Annotated in this window: 17 protein-coding genes and 1 pseudogene; 14 read left to right on the top strand and 4 right to left on the bottom strand. The window is 64.1% G+C overall.

Going from position 1 to position 17422, the window contains the following annotated elements; all coding sequences use genetic code 11:
- Nucleotides 1–33 precede the first annotated feature (33 nt).
- The 4 genes and pseudogenes from AADZ78_RS29190 to AADZ78_RS18795 form a co-directional block, all read left to right on the top strand.
- A pseudogene (locus tag AADZ78_RS29190) lies at nucleotides 34–447 on the top strand (acyl-CoA dehydrogenase family protein); the annotation flags it as partial.
- Nucleotides 444–1604 (top strand): acyl-CoA dehydrogenase family protein, encoded by a 1161-nt coding sequence (locus AADZ78_RS18785; protein WP_204079770.1) that lies wholly within the window; start codon nucleotides 444–446, stop codon nucleotides 1602–1604. The pseudogene AADZ78_RS29190 and the gene AADZ78_RS18785, both read left to right, overlap by 4 nt.
- Nucleotides 1601–2521: an acyl-CoA dehydrogenase family protein gene (locus tag AADZ78_RS18790; protein WP_085251422.1), complete on the top strand. Its 921-nt coding sequence runs from the start codon at nucleotides 1601–1603 to the stop codon at nucleotides 2519–2521. The genes AADZ78_RS18785 and AADZ78_RS18790 overlap by 4 nt, the downstream gene beginning before the upstream one ends.
- Nucleotides 2518–4014 (top strand): class I adenylate-forming enzyme family protein, encoded by a 1497-nt coding sequence (locus AADZ78_RS18795; RefSeq protein WP_085251423.1) that lies wholly within the window; start codon nucleotides 2518–2520, stop codon nucleotides 4012–4014. Before AADZ78_RS18790 ends, AADZ78_RS18795 begins: the two co-directional genes overlap by 4 nt.
- Nucleotides 4015–4034: 20 nt before the next feature.
- On the opposite strand, the gene AADZ78_RS18800 is transcribed toward AADZ78_RS18795, so the two are convergent.
- From AADZ78_RS18800 to AADZ78_RS18815, 4 genes are all read right to left on the bottom strand, one after another.
- Nucleotides 4035–4172 (bottom strand): hypothetical protein, encoded by a 138-nt coding sequence (locus AADZ78_RS18800; RefSeq protein WP_204800654.1) that lies wholly within the window; start codon nucleotides 4170–4172, stop codon nucleotides 4035–4037.
- Between the two features lie 422 nt (nucleotides 4173–4594).
- Nucleotides 4595–4852, bottom strand: coding sequence for a hypothetical protein (locus AADZ78_RS18805; protein ID WP_239656702.1), 258 nt, complete (start codon nucleotides 4850–4852; stop codon nucleotides 4595–4597).
- Between the two features lie 195 nt (nucleotides 4853–5047).
- Nucleotides 5048–5983, bottom strand: coding sequence for a hypothetical protein (locus AADZ78_RS18810; protein WP_139828820.1), 936 nt, complete (start codon nucleotides 5981–5983; stop codon nucleotides 5048–5050).
- 13 nt (nucleotides 5984–5996) lie between these two features.
- A complete protein-coding gene (locus tag AADZ78_RS18815) occupies nucleotides 5997–6347 on the bottom strand; it encodes a hypothetical protein (RefSeq protein ID WP_139828821.1) in 351 nt (116 codons plus the stop codon).
- A 401-nt stretch (nucleotides 6348–6748) separates the two neighbouring features.
- On the opposite strand from AADZ78_RS18815, the gene AADZ78_RS18820 reads away from it, so the two are divergent.
- The 10 genes from AADZ78_RS18820 to AADZ78_RS18865 all read left to right on the top strand — a co-directional run bounded on the left by AADZ78_RS18820 (nucleotide 6749) and on the right by AADZ78_RS18865 (nucleotide 17408).
- Nucleotides 6749–7969, top strand: a complete 1221-nt coding sequence (locus tag AADZ78_RS18820) for a cytochrome P450 (protein WP_085251453.1) — start codon at nucleotides 6749–6751, stop codon at nucleotides 7967–7969.
- A gap of 165 nt (nucleotides 7970–8134) precedes the next feature.
- Nucleotides 8135–11083 (top strand): BTAD domain-containing putative transcriptional regulator, encoded by a 2949-nt coding sequence (locus AADZ78_RS18825; protein ID WP_085251454.1) that lies wholly within the window; start codon nucleotides 8135–8137, stop codon nucleotides 11081–11083.
- A 521-nt stretch (nucleotides 11084–11604) separates the two neighbouring features.
- A complete protein-coding gene (locus tag AADZ78_RS18830) occupies nucleotides 11605–11736 on the top strand; it encodes a hypothetical protein (RefSeq protein ID WP_264033204.1) in 132 nt (43 codons plus the stop codon).
- 170 nt (nucleotides 11737–11906) lie between these two features.
- Entirely contained in the window at nucleotides 11907–12698 is a 792-nt protein-coding gene (locus AADZ78_RS18835; protein ID WP_341343615.1) for a 3-oxoacyl-[acyl-carrier-protein] synthase III C-terminal domain-containing protein, read from the top strand.
- Nucleotides 12695–13612, top strand: coding sequence for a diiron oxygenase (locus AADZ78_RS18840; RefSeq protein ID WP_085251426.1), 918 nt, complete (start codon nucleotides 12695–12697; stop codon nucleotides 13610–13612). Before AADZ78_RS18835 ends, AADZ78_RS18840 begins: the two co-directional genes overlap by 4 nt.
- Nucleotides 13602–13865 (top strand): hypothetical protein, encoded by a 264-nt coding sequence (locus AADZ78_RS18845; RefSeq protein ID WP_085251427.1) that lies wholly within the window; start codon nucleotides 13602–13604, stop codon nucleotides 13863–13865. The genes AADZ78_RS18840 and AADZ78_RS18845 overlap by 11 nt, the downstream gene beginning before the upstream one ends.
- Entirely contained in the window at nucleotides 13862–14794 is a 933-nt protein-coding gene (locus AADZ78_RS18850; RefSeq protein WP_085251428.1) for a hypothetical protein, read from the top strand. The genes AADZ78_RS18845 and AADZ78_RS18850 overlap by 4 nt, the downstream gene beginning before the upstream one ends.
- Nucleotides 14791–15888, top strand: coding sequence for an SDR family oxidoreductase (locus AADZ78_RS18855; protein ID WP_169726347.1), 1098 nt, complete (start codon nucleotides 14791–14793; stop codon nucleotides 15886–15888). Before AADZ78_RS18850 ends, AADZ78_RS18855 begins: the two co-directional genes overlap by 4 nt.
- A 9-nt stretch (nucleotides 15889–15897) precedes the next feature.
- Nucleotides 15898–16479 (top strand): ferritin-like domain-containing protein, encoded by a 582-nt coding sequence (locus tag AADZ78_RS18860; protein ID WP_085251430.1) that lies wholly within the window; start codon nucleotides 15898–15900, stop codon nucleotides 16477–16479.
- On the top strand, nucleotides 16479–17408 hold the full coding sequence (locus tag AADZ78_RS18865) for a 4'-phosphopantetheinyl transferase superfamily protein (protein WP_085251431.1): 930 nt from the start codon (nucleotides 16479–16481) through the stop codon (nucleotides 17406–17408). The genes AADZ78_RS18860 and AADZ78_RS18865 overlap by 1 nt, the downstream gene beginning before the upstream one ends.
- Nucleotides 17409–17422 lie beyond the last annotated feature (14 nt).

Genomic DNA, 17422 nt, shown 5'->3' on the forward strand with positions numbered 1-17422 from the left:
GCGAACCTCCTGGGGCCGCTCAACGGCGGGTGGAGCGTTGCGCTGTCGTCGTTACACCATGAGCGGCAGATGATCTGGGTCATGAACTGGGTAGAGATCAAACGCGGACTCGACTCGATCCGGGGCACGCAAGACGAAGACATCTACGCCGAACTCGGCTCGCTGCTCGCCGACGCCGAAGCGCTGCGGGCCACCGGATACCGCGCCCTGGACAATGAACTCGCCAAGCGACCCAGCCCGGAAGCGGAGATCCTGAAGCTCCTAGGATCTGTTACATTGCAACGTGTTTGGGATCTGGGCGCGGCGGCCGCAGGCCCTAGCTCCGCCGGCGACCCAGGCCTGCTCTTCGAACGGCAAGATGCACTCGCGGCGACCATCTACGGCGGAACCTCCGAAGTCCAGCGCAACATCATCGCCGAGCGGCTGCTCGGGCTGCCCAAGGGATGACGACGATGGATTACGACCTCGGCGATGACGCGGACGAACTGCGAAGGCACCTACGGCGGTTGATATCCAACAATATTCCCGCCGACTTCTTGGGCGCCTGCACCGACGATCCGCGAGACCTTGCCACCACCGAGACATTCTGCAAGCTGCTCGCTGCCGAAGGGCTGCTGGCGCTGGCGTGGCCGAAAGAGTATGGCGGCAGCGGAGGTTCGATCTGGCAACAGACCGTGCTGCGCGAGGAAATGTGGGCACACCACGAACCGCGCGGTCCGCAATACATGGGCATCAACTGGGTCGGACCGGCACTGATGCGCTACGGGACGGCCGAGCAGAAGGAAAAGCATCTTTCGGCCATCGCATCTGGAGAAGTCATTTGGTGCCAGGGATTTTCCGAGCCGGAAGCCGGCACCGACCTCGCTTCGCTGCGGACCCGCGCCATACCGGACGGGGAAGGTTGGCGCATTACCGGACAGAAGGTATGGACGTCGTACGCACAAATGGCGACCTGGTGCGTGTTGGCGGCGTGCACCCACCCCGACGCCCCAAAGCCCAAGCGGCTCACCTTGTTTCTGATTCCGATGGATCGTCCGGGTTTCACCGTCCGACCGATCCCGTCGATGCTCGGACCTCATCACCTCAACGAGATGTTCCTCGACGGAGTGCAGGCATTCCCCGGCGACGTGCTGGGCGAGCCCGGCGACGGCTGGCGGGTGATACGGGAAGCGCTGGCGTTCGAGCGCGTCGGCATTGCACGCTACGCACGCTGCGAATCGCTACTGGACCGGATGCGCCGGCAACTCGCCGACGACTGGGAGCAGCTTCCCGAATCGATTCGCGCCCGATGGGTTCGGGCGCTCGTCGACCTGCGGGTGGCCAGACTGTTGGCCTACCGAGCCATCTCCTTGCAGGACGACGAATCGGCGGGCGCGGCCGCCAGCGCCGCCCGGATCGCCACCACCACTTGCGATCAGCAAGTTGCCGAGCTGCTTTTCGACATTTTGGGCCCGTCCGCACTGGACAGCGGCACATCGGCAGCGCTACATGGTGCGATCGAAGACCATTGGCGCTACGCACAGGCGGCCACCGTGGCGTCCGGCACCATCGAAGTGCAGCGAATGCTGGTGGCGCGCGACGTCTTGGGAGAACAGCACCGGTGAATCCCGAACTGCCACAGGCCATTACCGACTTCGCCGTCGTCGCCACCAAGCGGCTGACTCGGATCGGCGGGCCGCCGGCGGCGCTGCGGGCCGAGACCGACGACAGCGTTCGTGAGGCGGCACGCGACGGCCTGCGCGAGCTGGGCGCATTCGAGCTCGATGTCCGGTCGTCATCCGACGACGTGTTGGCTGCTGCAGTACTGTGCCAAGCCGCCGGCGCGACCGCGCTGCCCTATCCACTCGTCGAGGAGCTACTGGCGATCGACGGCGCCCGACTGGCTTTGGTGAATCCGCAAGCACCGCGCATCGACCACGGCGACCTGTCCGGAAGCTGGATCGCCGCCGATCTCGACGGCAATCGCTACCATCCGCGGCCGGCACCGCGAACGAGCGCAAAGCTGGGGCCCTTTCTGGTAGCCACCACCCTGAGCGCACCCGATGGAGCAGTGCCAACCAAGGACGTTAATCTTCACCTCGTGCTGGGGTCATGGCGGATTCTGGGTGCGATGCAGCAATGCCTGGATATCGTCACCGAGCACGTGCGCGCGCGAGTCCAGTTCGGCAAGCCGCTGGCAGATTTCCAGGCCGTCAGGTTCGCGGTCGCCGATGCTTCGGTCGCGGTGCGCGGACTTCACGAACTCGCCAAGTACACCATCTGGCGGTTGGAAACGACAGCGGCGCAAGTGCGTTCGTCCGACGCGCTGACGCTACGGCTCAAGGCCGCCGAGACCGCGCGACAGGTGCTGCGTACATCCCATCAGTTGCTCGGCGCCCTGGGCTTCTGCGACGAGTCCGACGTCAGCGTCCTCGACCGGCATACCCAACCGTTGACCCGGTTGCCGCTGGGGACCGAAGGACTCGCGCTGCGCCTGATACCCGACGTCCGTGACGGCCACCTGGAGACCCTTTTCACATGAGCCGCACCGAACCCATGACAGCCGTAGTGGCCGCGAACCCGTTCGAAGAAGGAATCCCCTTCGGGACCAAACTGCAGGAGCTCGCGCAGCAACGGCGCGACGACCCAGCCGTGACCATCGTTGCGCTGGACGGCACCGCGCAGCCGCTGACCTTCGGCGAACTCGACGCCCGGGCCAATCAGTGGGGGCGGGCATTGGCAGCAAGCGGAGCTGTAGCCGGTTCCCTAGTGGCACTTGCCATCCCGAATTCACAACACCTCGTGCTGGCCACGCTGGGGTGCTGGAAGATCGGCGCGATTCCGGTTCCCATGCACTGGGATCTACCCGAATGGGAGCGCAGCCGGGTGCGCGCGGTGATCGACCCCGTCGTCGTCGTCGACGAAGACAGCCGGTGGGAGCTGGCTACACGCGCCGCCGGCGAATCCGAAAGTCCACTGCCCGAAGCGGTTTCCCCCATGGCCAACGGAATCTGCAGCAGCGGTTCCACGGGCGTGCCCAAGGTCATTCTCAACTTGGCGCCGTCGTTGTGGATACCCCAGCAAGGTGAGCCGTTCTTGTCGAACTGGACACCGGTCGCCCAGCCGCAGACGATCATGGTGCCCGCGCCGATGTACCACACCAACGGCTTCGCCACGTTCCTCTTCCTATTGGCCGGCGACCATCTGGTGATCCTAGAAAAGTTCGATGCAGCACTGGTTTTGGACGTGATCGAGCACTATCAGATTAGCAATTTCACGGCCACCCCGACAATGCTGGCGCGCGTTGCGGCCCGGCCCGACGTCCGGCACCGGGACTTGTCCAGCATCGTGTTCGTCCTGCAGGGCGCCGCGGTGATGCCGCCGTCGTTGCTGCACACCTGGTTTGAGCTGCTCAGCCCGGAACAGATCGTGACGGCCTATGGGATGACCGAAAATCTCGGGCTCACCGCGCTGCGCGGTGACGAGTGGTTGACTCATCCGGGCAGCGTCGGGCGGGGCTTCCGGGACACCGAGATCCGGATTCTGGACGCCGAGAAACGACCGCTTGGCGCGGGCGAAGACGGTGACGTCTACCTGCGGGCCCCAATGAGCGCGGGATATCGCTACCTAGGCGGCGCCCCGCCGCTGCCGTCAACCGAGGACGGGTTTCGCTCCGCCGGCGACATCGGGCACCTGGACTCCGACGGCTATCTCTACATCGTCGACCGCCGGGCCGACATGATCATCACCGGCGGCGCCAATGTCTTTCCGGCCGAAGTCGAGTCCGCGCTCGCCGGCCACCCGGGTATCGCCGACGTCGTGGTCATCGGCATCTCCGACCCGCGCTGGGGGCGCCGGGTGCACGCCGTGGTGCAACCCGCGGAAGCGCTGACCGAGCAGCAAGTGATCGAGTACGCCAAAACCCGGCTGGCGCCGTACAAGGTTCCCAAGACGGTCGAGTTCGTCGAAGCCATCCCTCGCACCGCAGCCACCAAAGTCAACCGCTCGGCGATGATCGCGGCCCGGGGCGGATAGGAACATGAGACGTATTGCCGTCAATCCCCGCCGCTCTCGATGCGCGCCAGTGCCGAACCCGAGCGACGAAATGTGACCATCTCGCCGTCGACGCATCCGCGGTCGCCACCGCTGAACGATTGAGCATTCGAGAAATCGCCACAGTCAACCGCCGTCATTCCAGCGTCGTACGTTCCAATCATGTCGACGCTTTCACGCTGATTCCTTGATGGCCCTACTGCCTGACTTTTATTGGGCTGCGCAGTGAGGTCGTGGACTTTGTTGATGACTTCCGCGGTCGTCGATTTGGGTTGGGCAGCGGTGAATAGGGCGCACGACGCTCCAGATTCGCCCCGACCGGGCTCGCATACGTCCATACCGTGAACGAAAGGCGCTGCGCGACTGACCACGGTAATCACCTGGCTTGTGTGATTACCGATGCCGTCACGAACGATTACCGATTAGCTCGGCCGAAACCGGCACATCACCGCCCGCGCGCACATCGGCCACCGGCGCGCTCGGGGCGGCTCTCGCGTGCTGCGATGACGATCTGACGGCGTAGCAGCGACGGTCACCCGACGTGAGTTAGCTCTTGTTGATGCTACTCATCTATCGGCCACGCCAAAAAGTAAGCACCAATTGCGTTATCAACTGCCTTTCCGTATTCATTCGGAATGTGGCCCGGGCCATAGTTCGCGCTTAACGCGTGGATGAGCACATTCACGACGGCGCGGCTCTGGTCATTGGTTGGCTTCTCGGTTCCCTGAAGCTCGGCGAGGAGGTCGGGGTTACGGCGCGTCAATTCTTCCACGATAACGACACGATGTTCCGATGGAATAGCGTCGAAAACATTGCTCACGGATTTCTCCATCCATTACGGCTCTTCGCCCAGGCGGTCACCACTTTCCCATCCTTGTTCAAGACCACGACTGCATCTTTTCCCTCATATTCGTAAGTCCCGCCATACTGGTCCGGCTCAAACACGGGCGGTTGCGTTGGATTCGCAACGGCGTCCTGCAGTGCGCGGTCGTTGACTCCATGACCATCGCGGCCATTAACTTGCTCCTCTCCGTGTTTTTGTTAGTCCAGTGATTTGCGGTGGCGTCGGAAATGGTGGTGCACCCTCGCCTGGTGTGGGGAGTTCTGCACCCTCGACTGGTATGCCCAGGTCCGTTAAGCGGGCTCGGATGGCGGCCTGCCTCTCGAGGAGGTAACCCCTATCGGCCATGCAGGCGTCGTAGGCTGGCTGTTCGTTCGGCAGGACGAAGGTGCGTCCACATCGAGCGTTGTAGCGGGCAATGTCAGCGTTGACAGCCTCCCATGCTGCGCGGGCTTGCGCCTCGGTCATCTCTTTCGGGTCGTCCGGCCTGGGTAATCGCGGCTCTTGTTTCCAGCGGCTGTTGACGGCCTGGATGGCGCCCCTGCGGCTGTCGGTGGTGGTGTGCGCGGGTGCCGTCGCGTCGGTGGTAGCGGGGACGGGCCGGGCGAATTCGGTGACGGGCTGGCGCCAATGCGCCGGCGCCATACCCGCCATCTGCGCGGCCCCGGCGTGCAGCGTGGTGGCTATGGTTTCGTTGGCGCCTTGCAGCCGCACCATCCGGTGAGCGATGAAGCTGCGATGCGCCTGCGCCGTTTGTTGGCGGGCAACCCGCTCGGCGGGCGAGTTGTGTGAGCGGTTGTCGGTGACCGACAAGTCCGCACCCACACCGAAGCCGTCGATCTCGGCTTCGGCGATGGCCTCGAGCAACTGCTCACGCGCGCCGCGTAGGGCCTCGCCGCCCCGCTCGGCGACATCAGCCATCTGCTGTGCGTGACCGACAGCGCCGATCACTGCCGTCTTGTCGGCGTAAGCCATCTGCACGGCCGATCCGGCGGCCTGCCCCTGCCATTCGGTGCCACTGGGGCTACTCATTTGGTCGACGTAGGCGTTGGCGGCGCGCTCCAGCAGCGCTGCACGCACCCGCCAGTGCGCCGCGGCAGCGGTCAACATGTCGACCGTCTGATCAAATGCCTCGATACGCGATCGTGTCAGCGGCCCCTCGACGGCCCCCACAGCTAAAGCACCGCAACGGACTCGACCGACGCCAGCGCCGCGCTATTGGCTTCCTCCATCGCCGCAAACCCGCCGGACGCCACCACCAACGCCGCCGATACCGACCAAAGTCGCTGGCCGAATGCGCCGCAATACCCCCCAACGCGGCATGCACCGCCGCGGCGGCCACACCCCACAACTCCACCGACCCGCTCAAACTCCCCACCGACGACGCCACCTGCGCCGCATGCCCGCCGACGATCCCCGACGCGGCCCGCAACGCTCCGGCGACCACATCCAACGCCTCACTGCCACTTGCCACTTCGGCCCTCCACACCAACCGTACGGACCCCGAACTGCAGACATCGCCACATGAGGTTGTCACTCCGACGCCAGATAGTCGAACCAGCAGTGCCCTGAACCGTGAAACACGTCATGTGCGCAATGCCCCTCGCGGACGGAAATAGCTGGTCAATGTGACCGTAGTACTGGCAGCACGGCGCTGGTACATCTCGAAACAACGTTCAACCGCATCCTGCACAAGCGCAGGAGAAGTCGCAGGGCACAGATCCAAAATGATCTGTCCTGCGGCTCTGATGTCACTTGATGTGTCGCCTCGTCTTGAATGCCGCTCTACCACAAAGCTTTTGCCCGCCACAGCGTGGGCACCCACACAACCGGGGCTTTAGCCATTTGTCGGAGGGAGTTTCGCCAGTGGTCACGATGACGATGAACGCAGCAAAGGTACTGGCAGATCCTTGGGCCTACACCGACCACGAGCGGTTGCACACAGCGCTGACTCATCTGCGTGCCCATGCTCCGGTGTCATGGGTCGAAGCGCCCAACTACCAGCCCTTCTGGGCGATCACCAAGCACGCAGACATCATGGCCGTCGAGCGCGACAACGTGCTGTTCACCAATTCCCCGCGCCCGTTCCTGGCTGCTCAGGAGGTCGACCCGCGGTTGGCGGCGGGCGCACGCACGCTGATACACATGGACGGCCGGCAACACCGGGTAACACGTGCGATCGGCGCGGAATGGTTTAGCCCCAGGGCAATGCGGGCGCTGAAAGTCCGCGTCGACGAACTGGCCAAGATTTATGTGGACAAAATGTTGGACCGCGGCCCAGAGTGCGACTTCGTTCAGCAGGTTGCGGTCAATTACCCGCTCGACGTGATCATGTCGTTGTTAGGCCTGCCCGAGACGGCCTCTCCATGTGTGCTCAGGTTTACCCGGGAGTTGTTCGGCGCCAATGACAGCGGCTCCAAACGCACCACCATGACTGAAGGCCAGCTACCGGGATTGACCGAAGCGGTGCAATACTTCGGCGCGGTAATCGTGTCTAGGCGCGAGCAACCGACCGAAGACCTTGCGTCGGCAATCGCCAACGCCCGGATTGACGGCAAGCCGCTCTCGGATATCGATGCGTTGTCCTACTTGGGACTCTTCGCCACCGCCGGCCACGATACCGCGACCGCAACCATCGCCGGTGGACTGCACGCGCTGATCGAGAATCCAGACCAGCTCGCGCGCCTGCGCGATAATCCTGGCCTAATGCCGCTTGCCATTGAGGAGATGATCCGCTGGGTCACCCCGACCAAGCAGTTCATGCGCACCGCCACCAAAGACATCGCGGTACACGGAATTCCCATTGCCGCAGGCGACTCCGTGCTGCTCTCTTATGCGTCGGCCAACCGCGACGAGGACGTCTTCGACGAACCGTTCCGCTTCGACATCGGACGCCAGCCCAACAAACATTTGGCCTTCGGTCACGGTGTGCACTTCTGCATGGGCGCCGCCCTAGCCCGCATGGAAGTCAGTAGCTTCTTCACCCAGCTCCTGCCCCGGCTGAAATCCATTGAGCTGAGCGGTGATCCGGAATTCTTTCCTACGGTATTCGTCGGCGGCCTCGACCACCTGCCGATTCGCTACTCACTGAGCTAAGACGCCCGACGCCAGCTCGACCGGACAATTGGGGCACCGGAGGCGTTGCTGGCCGCGCTCAGGCCCGGCACGCGCATGGTTCGGCGGAGCCCCGATGGTCGTATGCTAAGCGGTACCGACACGCTGAGTTTGCTATGCGCTGTTTGCAGAGAGGGTGTGGCACGGTTGACGGTCGAGTTCCGGCTATTCGGCGGCGTCCAAGTTCTGGTCGACGGACGACGCCAAGATATCGGACCCGCCCGCCAACGATCTGTTCTGGTCGCGCTGCTGATCGATGTGAACCGCCCCGTGCGGCTGGATCAGATGGTGGATCGGGTGTGGGCGGATAACCCGCCGTATCGCGCCCGAAGTACCCTCGCGGTTTACGTGTCCCGGCTGCGGAATCTGCTGGCTGGTTCCGGAGACGTGACGATTTCGAGTGACCTGGGCAGCTATGTTCTCAGGGCCGACCCGTTATCGGTGGACCTGCACCGCTTCCGGTCTGTGGTCGCCCAGGCCCGGGCCAGCGCTGATCCGCATGAGGCCGCCGGCTTGTTCGACCGGGCCTTGGCGATGTGGTCCGGAGAGCCATTCGTGTTACTGGATACGCCCTGGCTAAATGACCTCCGTACCGCTCTGCAGGCGGAGCGGTTTTCCGTAGAACTAGACCGCAACGATGTCGCATTGCGTGTGGGGAGACACGACGCGCTGTTGGTCGAGCTATCTGCGGCGCAGGCCGCCAACCCATTCAACGAACGCGTGGCCGGACAGTTGATGCTGGCCCAATACCGGGGCGGCCGGCAGGACGATGCGTTGGAAACCTACCGTCGGATACGCGAGCGACTCGTGGCGAAACTCGGGGTTGATCCTGGCCCGGCGCTTCGCCAAGTGCATCAGCAGATTCTCGCCGGGGAGATCGAGGCGCCGGTGCCGACCCCGGCTGCATCGCTGGATCATCCGGTGCTGGCGCACCCGATCGCTGTGGATCGCTCACATTCGGGCCTGTTGCGACGCGCTACCAGCTTTATCGGCCATGAACACGAGCTGGGACAGATCGCCGAAGCGCTGGGTAAGGGCCCGTTGGTGACGCTCATCGGGGTCGGTGGTGTCGGCAAGACCCGGCTGGCCGTCGAAGTCGCGCGCCGCGAGCAGGACCGCTTCGGCGAAGGCGTGTGGATCTGCGAATTGGGGCCGTTGGAGCACGGCAACGCCGTGGCCCAGGCCGTTGCTGCAGCCGGTCGGGTGTGGCGACAGCAGGGCCTGGATCTTGAGGAATCGGTGATCGAGTACCTCCGGGCGCACGAGGTCCTCTTGCTGGTCGACAACTGCGAACACGTGTTGGAAGCGGCGGCGAGTTTGGTATCTCGGATCGTCCAAAATTGCCCGCGGGTGTCGGTGTTGGCGACAAGCAGGCAGCCGCTCGGCGTTGAGGGTGAGCAAATCGTCATTGTCTCGCCGCTGCTGGCCGAGGACGCGATCCGGTTGTTCGTCGATCGGGCCAAGGCCAGCCGACCGGACTTCACGCTGGACGAGCAACCGATGGGTGTGGTCGCCGAGATCTGTTCCCGCGTCGACTGCCTGCCCCTCGGCGTGGAGCTGGCGGCGGCGCGAACGCGGATGATGAGCACCCGCGACCTCGCGCGGCGTTTGGACGACCTGCGTCTGTTGGACCGCGCGGCGCCCGACGTCCATCCCCGGCAACAGAGCCTGGCCGCGACGATCGCCTGGTCCTACCGGCTGCTCACCGAAACCGAACAGTCGTTCTTCACCCGGCTTTCAGTGTTCGCCGGCACGTTCGACCTCGAAGCCGCCCACCGCGTGTGCGGTGCCCCCGGGGCCGCCGAGCACGACACGCTCAGGTTGCTTTCCGGCCTGGTCGACAAGTCGATGGTGGTCGTCCGCAACGTCACCGACCGGACCCGCTACGGAGTGCTGGAAACGTTGCGCGCGTTCGGGCGAGAGCGCTTGCAGGAGAGCGGGATTGACACGCGATGTGCGATGCGGCATGCACGCTATTTCGCCGAACTGGCCGAACGCGCCGGGGCCGGCTTGCAAACCGCGCAGGAGCGGGACTGGGTCGAGCGCCTGCTGCCCGATTACGACAACATGCGCGCGGCATTCGACCATGCGATGGAACGGCACGACACCGGCCTGGCGCTGCGATTCGGCGCGTCCACGCCCGAGTTTCTTGGCTGGCGCATGGGTTACGAAGACGCCGATCGGGCTGCGCAGCTCGGCGCCGTCGCCGACCCTGATCATCCGCTGTTCCCCGCCATAGTCGGGGTGGCCGCCCGCGCGGCGTGGAATCACGCCGACTTTGCGCACGCAAAATCGCTGGCGGCCATGGCGGGGGGACGGCGTCCCGCCCGCTGCACCGCACGCGTGGTTTATCCCTCAGACGTGCTGGCCGATATTGCGCTTTTCGAGGGCGACCGGCAGGGCGCTCGATCGTACTGGGATGCCGAGGTGGCGCTCGCTCGACGGGACGCTGACCCGATCAGGCTGGCGTGGACGCTTTATCTGTTCGCAGTCTGTGAGGCACTGGTGGGAAACCCTGACTCCGCCTTATCGGCCGCGCGGGAGGCCGTAGAGGTGGCCGACGGCACGGCCAATCCAACGGCACAGGCACTGGCCTACTTTGCCCTGGGCTTTGTGACGAGAAGGTCCGAACCCGAGCAAGCGCTGGCTTTGTTCGACGATGCGGCGCGGCTGGCCGCGGACGTGCAGAACTTCTGGGTGTACGGAACCGCGCTGATGGGGGCCGCGGCGACCCGGGCCATGCACGGCGAACCAACCGCGGCGGCGCAGATGCTGATCGCGGTGCTTGACCACTGGGACCGGTTCGGCGACGTGACCGAGCAATGGGTCGCCCTGCGCTATATCACGCGGTTGTTGTTCCGGCTCGGCAGTCACGAAGATGCCGCGTTCCTGCATTGCGCGCTCGTGAACGCCGGCAAGCCGCCTCCGTTGACCGCAGCCCAACTGGATGTCCTTGCGGACTGCCTGGGCCTGGCCGGTCTCGACGCCCGTGATGCGCCGACCAGCGGCGCGGTGTTCGCGCGGGCACGATCAAGCCTGCAACGGCATGTCGAACACGCGTCAATGTCTGCTACCGGGTCTGTTGCTGAGTCCTAGAAATTCGACATCGGCCGTCCGAGGCCCCTCTGACCAGGGGATTTTATAACTCGGCAATGATTCCCTGCAGGCGCGCCGGCAAGATCTTGCACGTGAGGGAATCGATCGTTCGGAAGCGAACCTGCCCTGTGGCAGCTACGCCGATGGGGATCGAGGTGGAGGCGGAGTCCAAACGATGGCACCCGGCTACCAAGGAGCAGTAAAGCAGTGCTGAGTCCTCAGCTCCACCATCCCGATTTCGTCGTCGACTCTGTCGAGGCACCGTCGCCCGCGCAGGGATAGCCGCGCTGAAGATCCGGGCACAGACATGTGTGCGTCGTAGTTGCCGCACGCCCGGGATGGTTGGCGCGGGCAAACCGCAATGAAATCGTCTGCCTATATGCCCTAGGGGGCATAGGTCAGATTTGAAAAATACTGTCCCACAACTTAAAACACCGCACTATACGTACACATATACCCCGTATAGGTATATAGCGGTGTATCCGGCGCAATGACAACAACCCCGGAGAAGAAAGAGTCCGATGACACAGGCTAGGAAGACGATCGCACGGTTTGGTTGTGCAACCGTGCTGGGAATGTCGTTTGGCGCTGCGGCGCCACGGACGGTGGCGGCGGCGTTCTACGACCTGAATTGGGAAAGCCCGGCATGGTAGCGGCATACGTCGATTCATTTGTCTATTCGCTCGGTGAGCGGAAGTGTGATGTCCGCGATTCGGCCGCGGCGGGCAAGCTGGTATCGAGCGCGGAGGATCTGGAGTCCGCTGGGTTTCGCTGGCATCACGTGTGCGAAACGTCAACCGGGCCATATGATCTGGCCAAGGCGGTGACCACCGAGCTTGCCGACACGGTCGGTTTGGCGGATATCGACGCGATCATCTACCCCACCTGCCTCCCGGTCAACGGCAACGTGGGCAGCCAGAAGATGTGGGAGCGTACTGGCGACGTCAAGCACCTCATGGACTTCCCGGCCAGTCGGCTTCAGGCCGACTTCGGATTAGATGGTGCGGTCGTCATCGGCCTCAATCAGCAGGGCTGCACGGGAATGCTGGGAAGCATCCGGCTAGCTACGACGATGCTTGCCGCGGAGGAGCAGTGGCGGCGGGTCCTGTGCGTAACCGCCGACCGCTTCCCGGAAACGGCGAGGTACGAACAGGCGTACAACCTGATATCTGACAGTGCGGCCGCCTGCATCGTCAAACGCGAGCCGCGCGGATTTCGGTACGTCGGCGCCCATCAAATCACCAACGGCGGGCTCGTCGACGCGGATGACGACGAGACCGTTGGCACCTTCTTCACCTATACGCATCGGGTCATCACCGAAACCCTGACGCGTAACGGACTGCGGATCGACGATGTGGCCTGGATTGTCACGCAGAACACCAACGACAAGGCGTGGCAGGTTCTCGCCAGATTCCTCGGCGTGGACATAGCAAAGGTCTGCTTCAGCTCGCTCGCCGATGTCGGCCACGCGATCTCGGCCGACCAGGTGATCAACCTGGTCGAACTCATCGGATCCGGCCGGATACGTCCGGGCGAGCTGTTGGCGCTCGTCGTGGCGGGCTCTGGTCTGACCTACCAGTGCGTAATCCTTGAAGCCACAACGGAGTTCGCATGACGAACGGTGCTGTGAGCTCCGGTCCGCGGCGGTTGCGTGATGCGCTGGCCACCATGGGCGAGACGTCGGCGCGACTCAGCCACCTCTCCCGGAAGTCCTATCAAAATCCCTACACCGCGGTGGACTGGCCCGAAGCCGTACATCCCGAGCGGGACTGGTTCAGCACCCCGGAGTATCTGAGTCTGTACGGCACGGCCATCTGGGACCAGTTGGCCGAACCTACCCGACGACTGCTCGCCTTCCACGAGGCGGCGAACTTCTACAGCCTGAACATCCACGGCGAGAAGTCGCTCATGCAGGGACTGGCGGCCCGCCTCTACCGCCGCGACCTGATGGACGTCGCCGACTACCTGCATCACTTCCTCGACGAGGAGAACAAGCACAGCATCTACTTCGGCGGGTTCTGCACCCGCTACGCGCAGGTGTACCGGACCCGGCAGCTCGCGCTGGATCACGAACGGCCGCCGAGCGACGTCGAAGACTTCCTCTTTTTCGCCAAAACGATGATCTTCGAAGAGATCGTCGACCGCTACAACTGGGTCCAGGCTCGAGACGCCCGACTGCATCCGATCGCCCGGTTCATCAACCACAACCACCACGTGGAAGAGGCACGGCATCTGGTTTTCGGGCGTCGGCTGGTGACCTTGCTGTGGGAGACATGTGCTCCGTCCTGGGACGAAGCGATGATCGCCGACGTGCGCGATCAGCTGGTGCAGTTCTTCGTCGCGAGCTGGCGGGAGTACTACAACCCAGACGTGTTCGCCAATGTCGGGTTCGACGACCCCTGGCAGCTCGCCGACGACGCGTGGAATGCCCCCCAGCAGCGGGAGCACCGGCGTGCGGTGTCCACCAAGTGTCTCGACTTCTTGTTGTCCAACCGGATTCTCCCCGAGGAGCCAGCCGATGCGTTCTGAACCAGAAATACGGGAGGCGTTGCGCCGCTGGGTGCTCGCCAAAGCGACAGGGCTCGAGCCGGTGGAACTCACCGACCAGACGCCGCTGTTCGAGGAGCGCCATGTCCGCTCGGTACATCTGCCGGAGTTGCTGCTGCTTCTGGAACGGTTGCGGGGCGCTCCGATCGACGTCGAGGATCTCCGTCCGGGCGACTTCCGGGACATCGATACGCTGCTACGCCGGTTCGGCGACGCGCGGGGGTTGACGGCATGAGCTCGATATCCCAACTCAAGGCTGGGGAACGCGTCGCCGCGCTGGCCCGGCTGGGGCTCGTCTGGCGAGATTCGGGCCAGGCCGGTTTGCGCGGTCAATTGCTTCGCCTGGCCGAAGAATGTGATCGTGCCTTTCAACGAATTGGCGCGGTGTGGCAGGCGCAAGACGAGCGACACCCGGCAACCCTGGCCGGTGACGTCTTGCAGCGCACTGACTACCTGGGGTCATTCCCGCAACAGGCGACTTTCGCGGTCCGGCTAGACCCGCAAGAGACGAACCTCGACGAGTTCGTCGCCGGCCCGGTGGTCGACGAGGCCGGCCACCTTGCCGTGACCCGCCTATCGCCGATCCGTGACGTCCTCACCCCGGCGGCCTGCTACCACGTGTACGCCGCCCACCAGGGTGAGACACTCGACCGCCCGCTGTACGTGACCACGCGCAACACCTGCTTTCGGCAGGAGACGGTCTACGAGCCGCTGCGGCGCCTGCGGAGCTTCACGATGCGCGAGATCGTGTGCTTGGCCGACAAGGCCGAGACCATCAACTTCGCCGAGGCGGCTCGCGAGCTGGTCGGTCGGTTCGCGACGCTCGTCGACGTACCCGTTAACTGGCAGTCCGCGACGGACTGCTTCTTCCGACCGGAGCGCAACCCGAAATACCTGTTCCAGCGCCTGCAGCCGGTGAAGCAGGAAGCTACCTACGGTGGCGGTCTGGCCATCGGGTCGGTGAACCTGCACCACGACCATTTTGGCGTGGGATTTCAGCTGAGCTATGGCGGCAAACCAGCAAGCACCGCCTGCCTGGCTTTCGGTATCGAGCGATGGTTGTTCGCCATCACCGACCGGCACGGCTTCGACCCGTCATCCTGGCCGGATGTGGAAGGCGCCGCCGCGTCGGCGTGCGCGGACGCGGCGGGGGTGCGCCGATGATCGGTATAACCGTCCTCACCGGTGCCGACGGCTACGTGGGGCACAAGATCGCCGCCGACCTGCTCGAGCACACAGACGACCGACTCGTCCTGGTGGTACGCGCGAGCGGTAAAGACGAGCTGGCCGCCAAACGGGCCAGACTTGAGCGGCTCCTCGGTCCGGTACTGGATCGCCGTACCACGATCGTGCCGGCGGACCTGCGGGAGGCAGACCCACTTGCCGACCTGGACACCAAGGGGGTGACGGCGGTGGTGCATGCCGCCGCGGTCATCCGATTCAACGTTGAACGGGACCTGGCCCAACGGACGAATGTCGATGGCACCGCCCGCGTCTGCGAGTTCGCGTCGCGCTGCCCCGACCTAGGACGTCTTGCCGTCATCTCCACCCTCTACGCGGCGGGAAAGCATCAGGGCAGGATCGCCGAGGCGCCACTTGGCGACGCCGGGTTCGTCAACCACTACGAATGGTCGAAGTGGGCCGCCGAACAACATGCTTTGGCCGCCTGCGCCGATCTGCCCCTGTCGGTGCTGCGACTGCCCACGATCATCGCGGACGACCTGTCCGGCACCGTCAGCCAGTACAACGCTTTTCACAACACGGTGAAGCTCTTCTTCTATGGACTGCTCTCCGTCGTGCCGGGGGCCAAGGACACCCCGGTCAGCGTCGTCACGGGCTCGTTCGTCGCAGCCGCGATCACCGCTCTTCTCGATCCGTGCAAGCCCGGCGGTGTGTTCAACGTGTGCCCCGAACACAAAAACAACGCGACGGTCGGCGAGCTGGTCGACACCGCGTACACCGTGTTGGAGCGCGACGAGGGATTCCGTCGGCGCAGGATCCTCCGGCCTCTGTACTGCGACCCGGAAAGCTTCAAGGACCTCGTTGAGACCGCAGAGGTGCTACGCAAGGGTCCGGTCAAGGAGTCGCTTGATTCGGTGGCTTCCTTCGGCGAGCAGCTCTTCTTATCAAAGGAATTCGCCACCGACGCGCTGTATGCGGTGTGGCCGGAACCCGTGATCGAGGATCCCCTCGCTCTCGTTGAATCGACCGTTTCCCATCTCGTCGCCACCCGCTGGGGACGAAATTCTCAAATCTAAGGAGATCCGATGAGCCTTTCCGAAAACGACCTGTGGCTGCTCAGCTACTACCGCCACTCAGAGATCAATGCGGCCCAATTTTTCGCCCGGGTGGCGCGGTTCGTCCGCGGGCCGCTCCTGCTCGACGTGACACACCACTTCGCCGACGAGGCCAACCACGCCAACTTCTGGACGAAGTGCATCGACGAGCTTGGCGAGCTGCCCCTGAAGACACAGCGTGCATACCAGGACCAGTACATCGACGCGATCGGGTTGCCGGCGAACGTCATGGAGGTCATGGCGATCACCCAGGTCCTCGAAAAGCGTGTGATCGGCCAGTACCGCCAGCACGTGCGGTTACCGGGTATCCATCCGGCGGTCAAGCAGACCATCGAAAAAATCATGCTGGACGAACGGTGGCATATCCAGTACGTCCGCGAGGCGCTCAAGGCGATGGAGGATAAGTACGGCGCCGAGGAGATCGAGCTGACACTCAAGCGGCATACGGCCGCCGACCAGGAGGTTTATGCCAAGACCCTCGACGAGTACAGCGAGCGTATCGCCGAGTTGACCGCCACTTACCACGCAGCCGCGGAAGCTCAAGCCCGCTGATGATCACGCTGCTCGCCACGACAACGACTCGGCCGCTGGATCCGGCCGTGCTCACTGCCGACGAATCTGCTCGGCTTGCGACGCTTGCCGGCGAGCAGCAGCGGCGGCAGTGGCTGACCTCGCGGCGCGCGCTACGACTGCTTCTGGGATTGGCCGGGCTACCGCCAGAGACGGCGCGCTATACCTTCCCGCACCCGCGGATCTCGTTGAGCCATACCGAACGGGTCGGCGCCGCGGCAGTGGTGGTCGATCCCACCCACCTGGTGACCGGCGTCGGGATAGACGTCGAGCCGGATCGCGACGCCGATCCCCGCGTGGCCCGGTTCTTTCTCGATAGACGCGCTCAGGCTTGGCTGGCCACCCTCCCCATCGCCGAGCGTCGGCGGCAGCAGGTCAGCCTGTGGACGGTAAAGGAGGCGCTGTTCAAGGCCGACATGAACAACGAGCGTGCGACGCTACGGGATTACGCACTCGTCGATCCGACCGCGGCCACCGGCTGCGCCGTCCGGAACCTGCCGCACGAAGAGCCGGCCCCCGGTCGATCCACGGTCTTCGGATACACCCGCACCAGACTGCCCGGAACCGGGGAGCACCTCTGCATGGCGGTGGCGTTCCGTCGTCCGACAACCCCCACATCAACGGATGCACCGATGCATTCACTACCGAGGAGAAACATGTCTACACAGGAAATCACGTTCGACGAGGTCGCCGAGCGCATCAGTGCCACTCTTTCTATTCCGCTGGCCAAGCTCACGCCGACGACCACCCTGGCAGACCTGGCCGCCGACAGCTTCATGCTCGTCGAGGCGGTCGTTGACCTGCAGGAGGAGTTCGACACCATGTTCACCCAGACACAGCTCCGCGAGGTCACCAATCTCGGCGAGCTGGTTGAGCTGTTGCAGCGGTCGCGGGTGACGTCGGATGCGTGACCGCAGCAGGTGAT

The organism is Mycobacterium riyadhense (assembly GCF_963853645.1).
Taxonomy (GTDB): domain Bacteria; phylum Actinomycetota; class Actinomycetes; order Mycobacteriales; family Mycobacteriaceae; genus Mycobacterium; species Mycobacterium riyadhense.

Coding starts and splice junctions, on each gene's coding strand:
- AADZ78_RS18785 (WP_204079770.1), top strand. CDS start 444: ATGACGACGATGGATTACGACCTCGGCGATGACGCGGACGAACTGCGA.
- AADZ78_RS18795 (WP_085251423.1), top strand. CDS start 2,518: ATGAGCCGCACCGAACCCATGACAGCCGTAGTGGCCGCGAACCCGTTC.
- AADZ78_RS18800 (WP_204800654.1), bottom strand. CDS start 4,172: ATGACGGCGGTTGACTGTGGCGATTTCTCGAATGCTCAATCGTTCAGC.
- AADZ78_RS18810 (WP_139828820.1), bottom strand. CDS start 5,983: ATGTTGACCGCTGCCGCGGCGCACTGGCGGGTGCGTGCAGCGCTGCTG.
- AADZ78_RS18820 (WP_085251453.1), top strand. CDS start 6,749: ATGACGATGAACGCAGCAAAGGTACTGGCAGATCCTTGGGCCTACACC.
- AADZ78_RS18830 (WP_264033204.1), top strand. CDS start 11,605: ATGACACAGGCTAGGAAGACGATCGCACGGTTTGGTTGTGCAACCGTG.
- AADZ78_RS18840 (WP_085251426.1), top strand. CDS start 12,695: ATGACGAACGGTGCTGTGAGCTCCGGTCCGCGGCGGTTGCGTGATGCG.
- AADZ78_RS18845 (WP_085251427.1), top strand. CDS start 13,602: ATGCGTTCTGAACCAGAAATACGGGAGGCGTTGCGCCGCTGGGTGCTC.
- AADZ78_RS18850 (WP_085251428.1), top strand. CDS start 13,862: ATGAGCTCGATATCCCAACTCAAGGCTGGGGAACGCGTCGCCGCGCTG.
- AADZ78_RS18855 (WP_169726347.1), top strand. CDS start 14,791: ATGATCGGTATAACCGTCCTCACCGGTGCCGACGGCTACGTGGGGCAC.
- AADZ78_RS18860 (WP_085251430.1), top strand. CDS start 15,898: ATGAGCCTTTCCGAAAACGACCTGTGGCTGCTCAGCTACTACCGCCAC.
- AADZ78_RS18865 (WP_085251431.1), top strand. CDS start 16,479: ATGATCACGCTGCTCGCCACGACAACGACTCGGCCGCTGGATCCGGCC.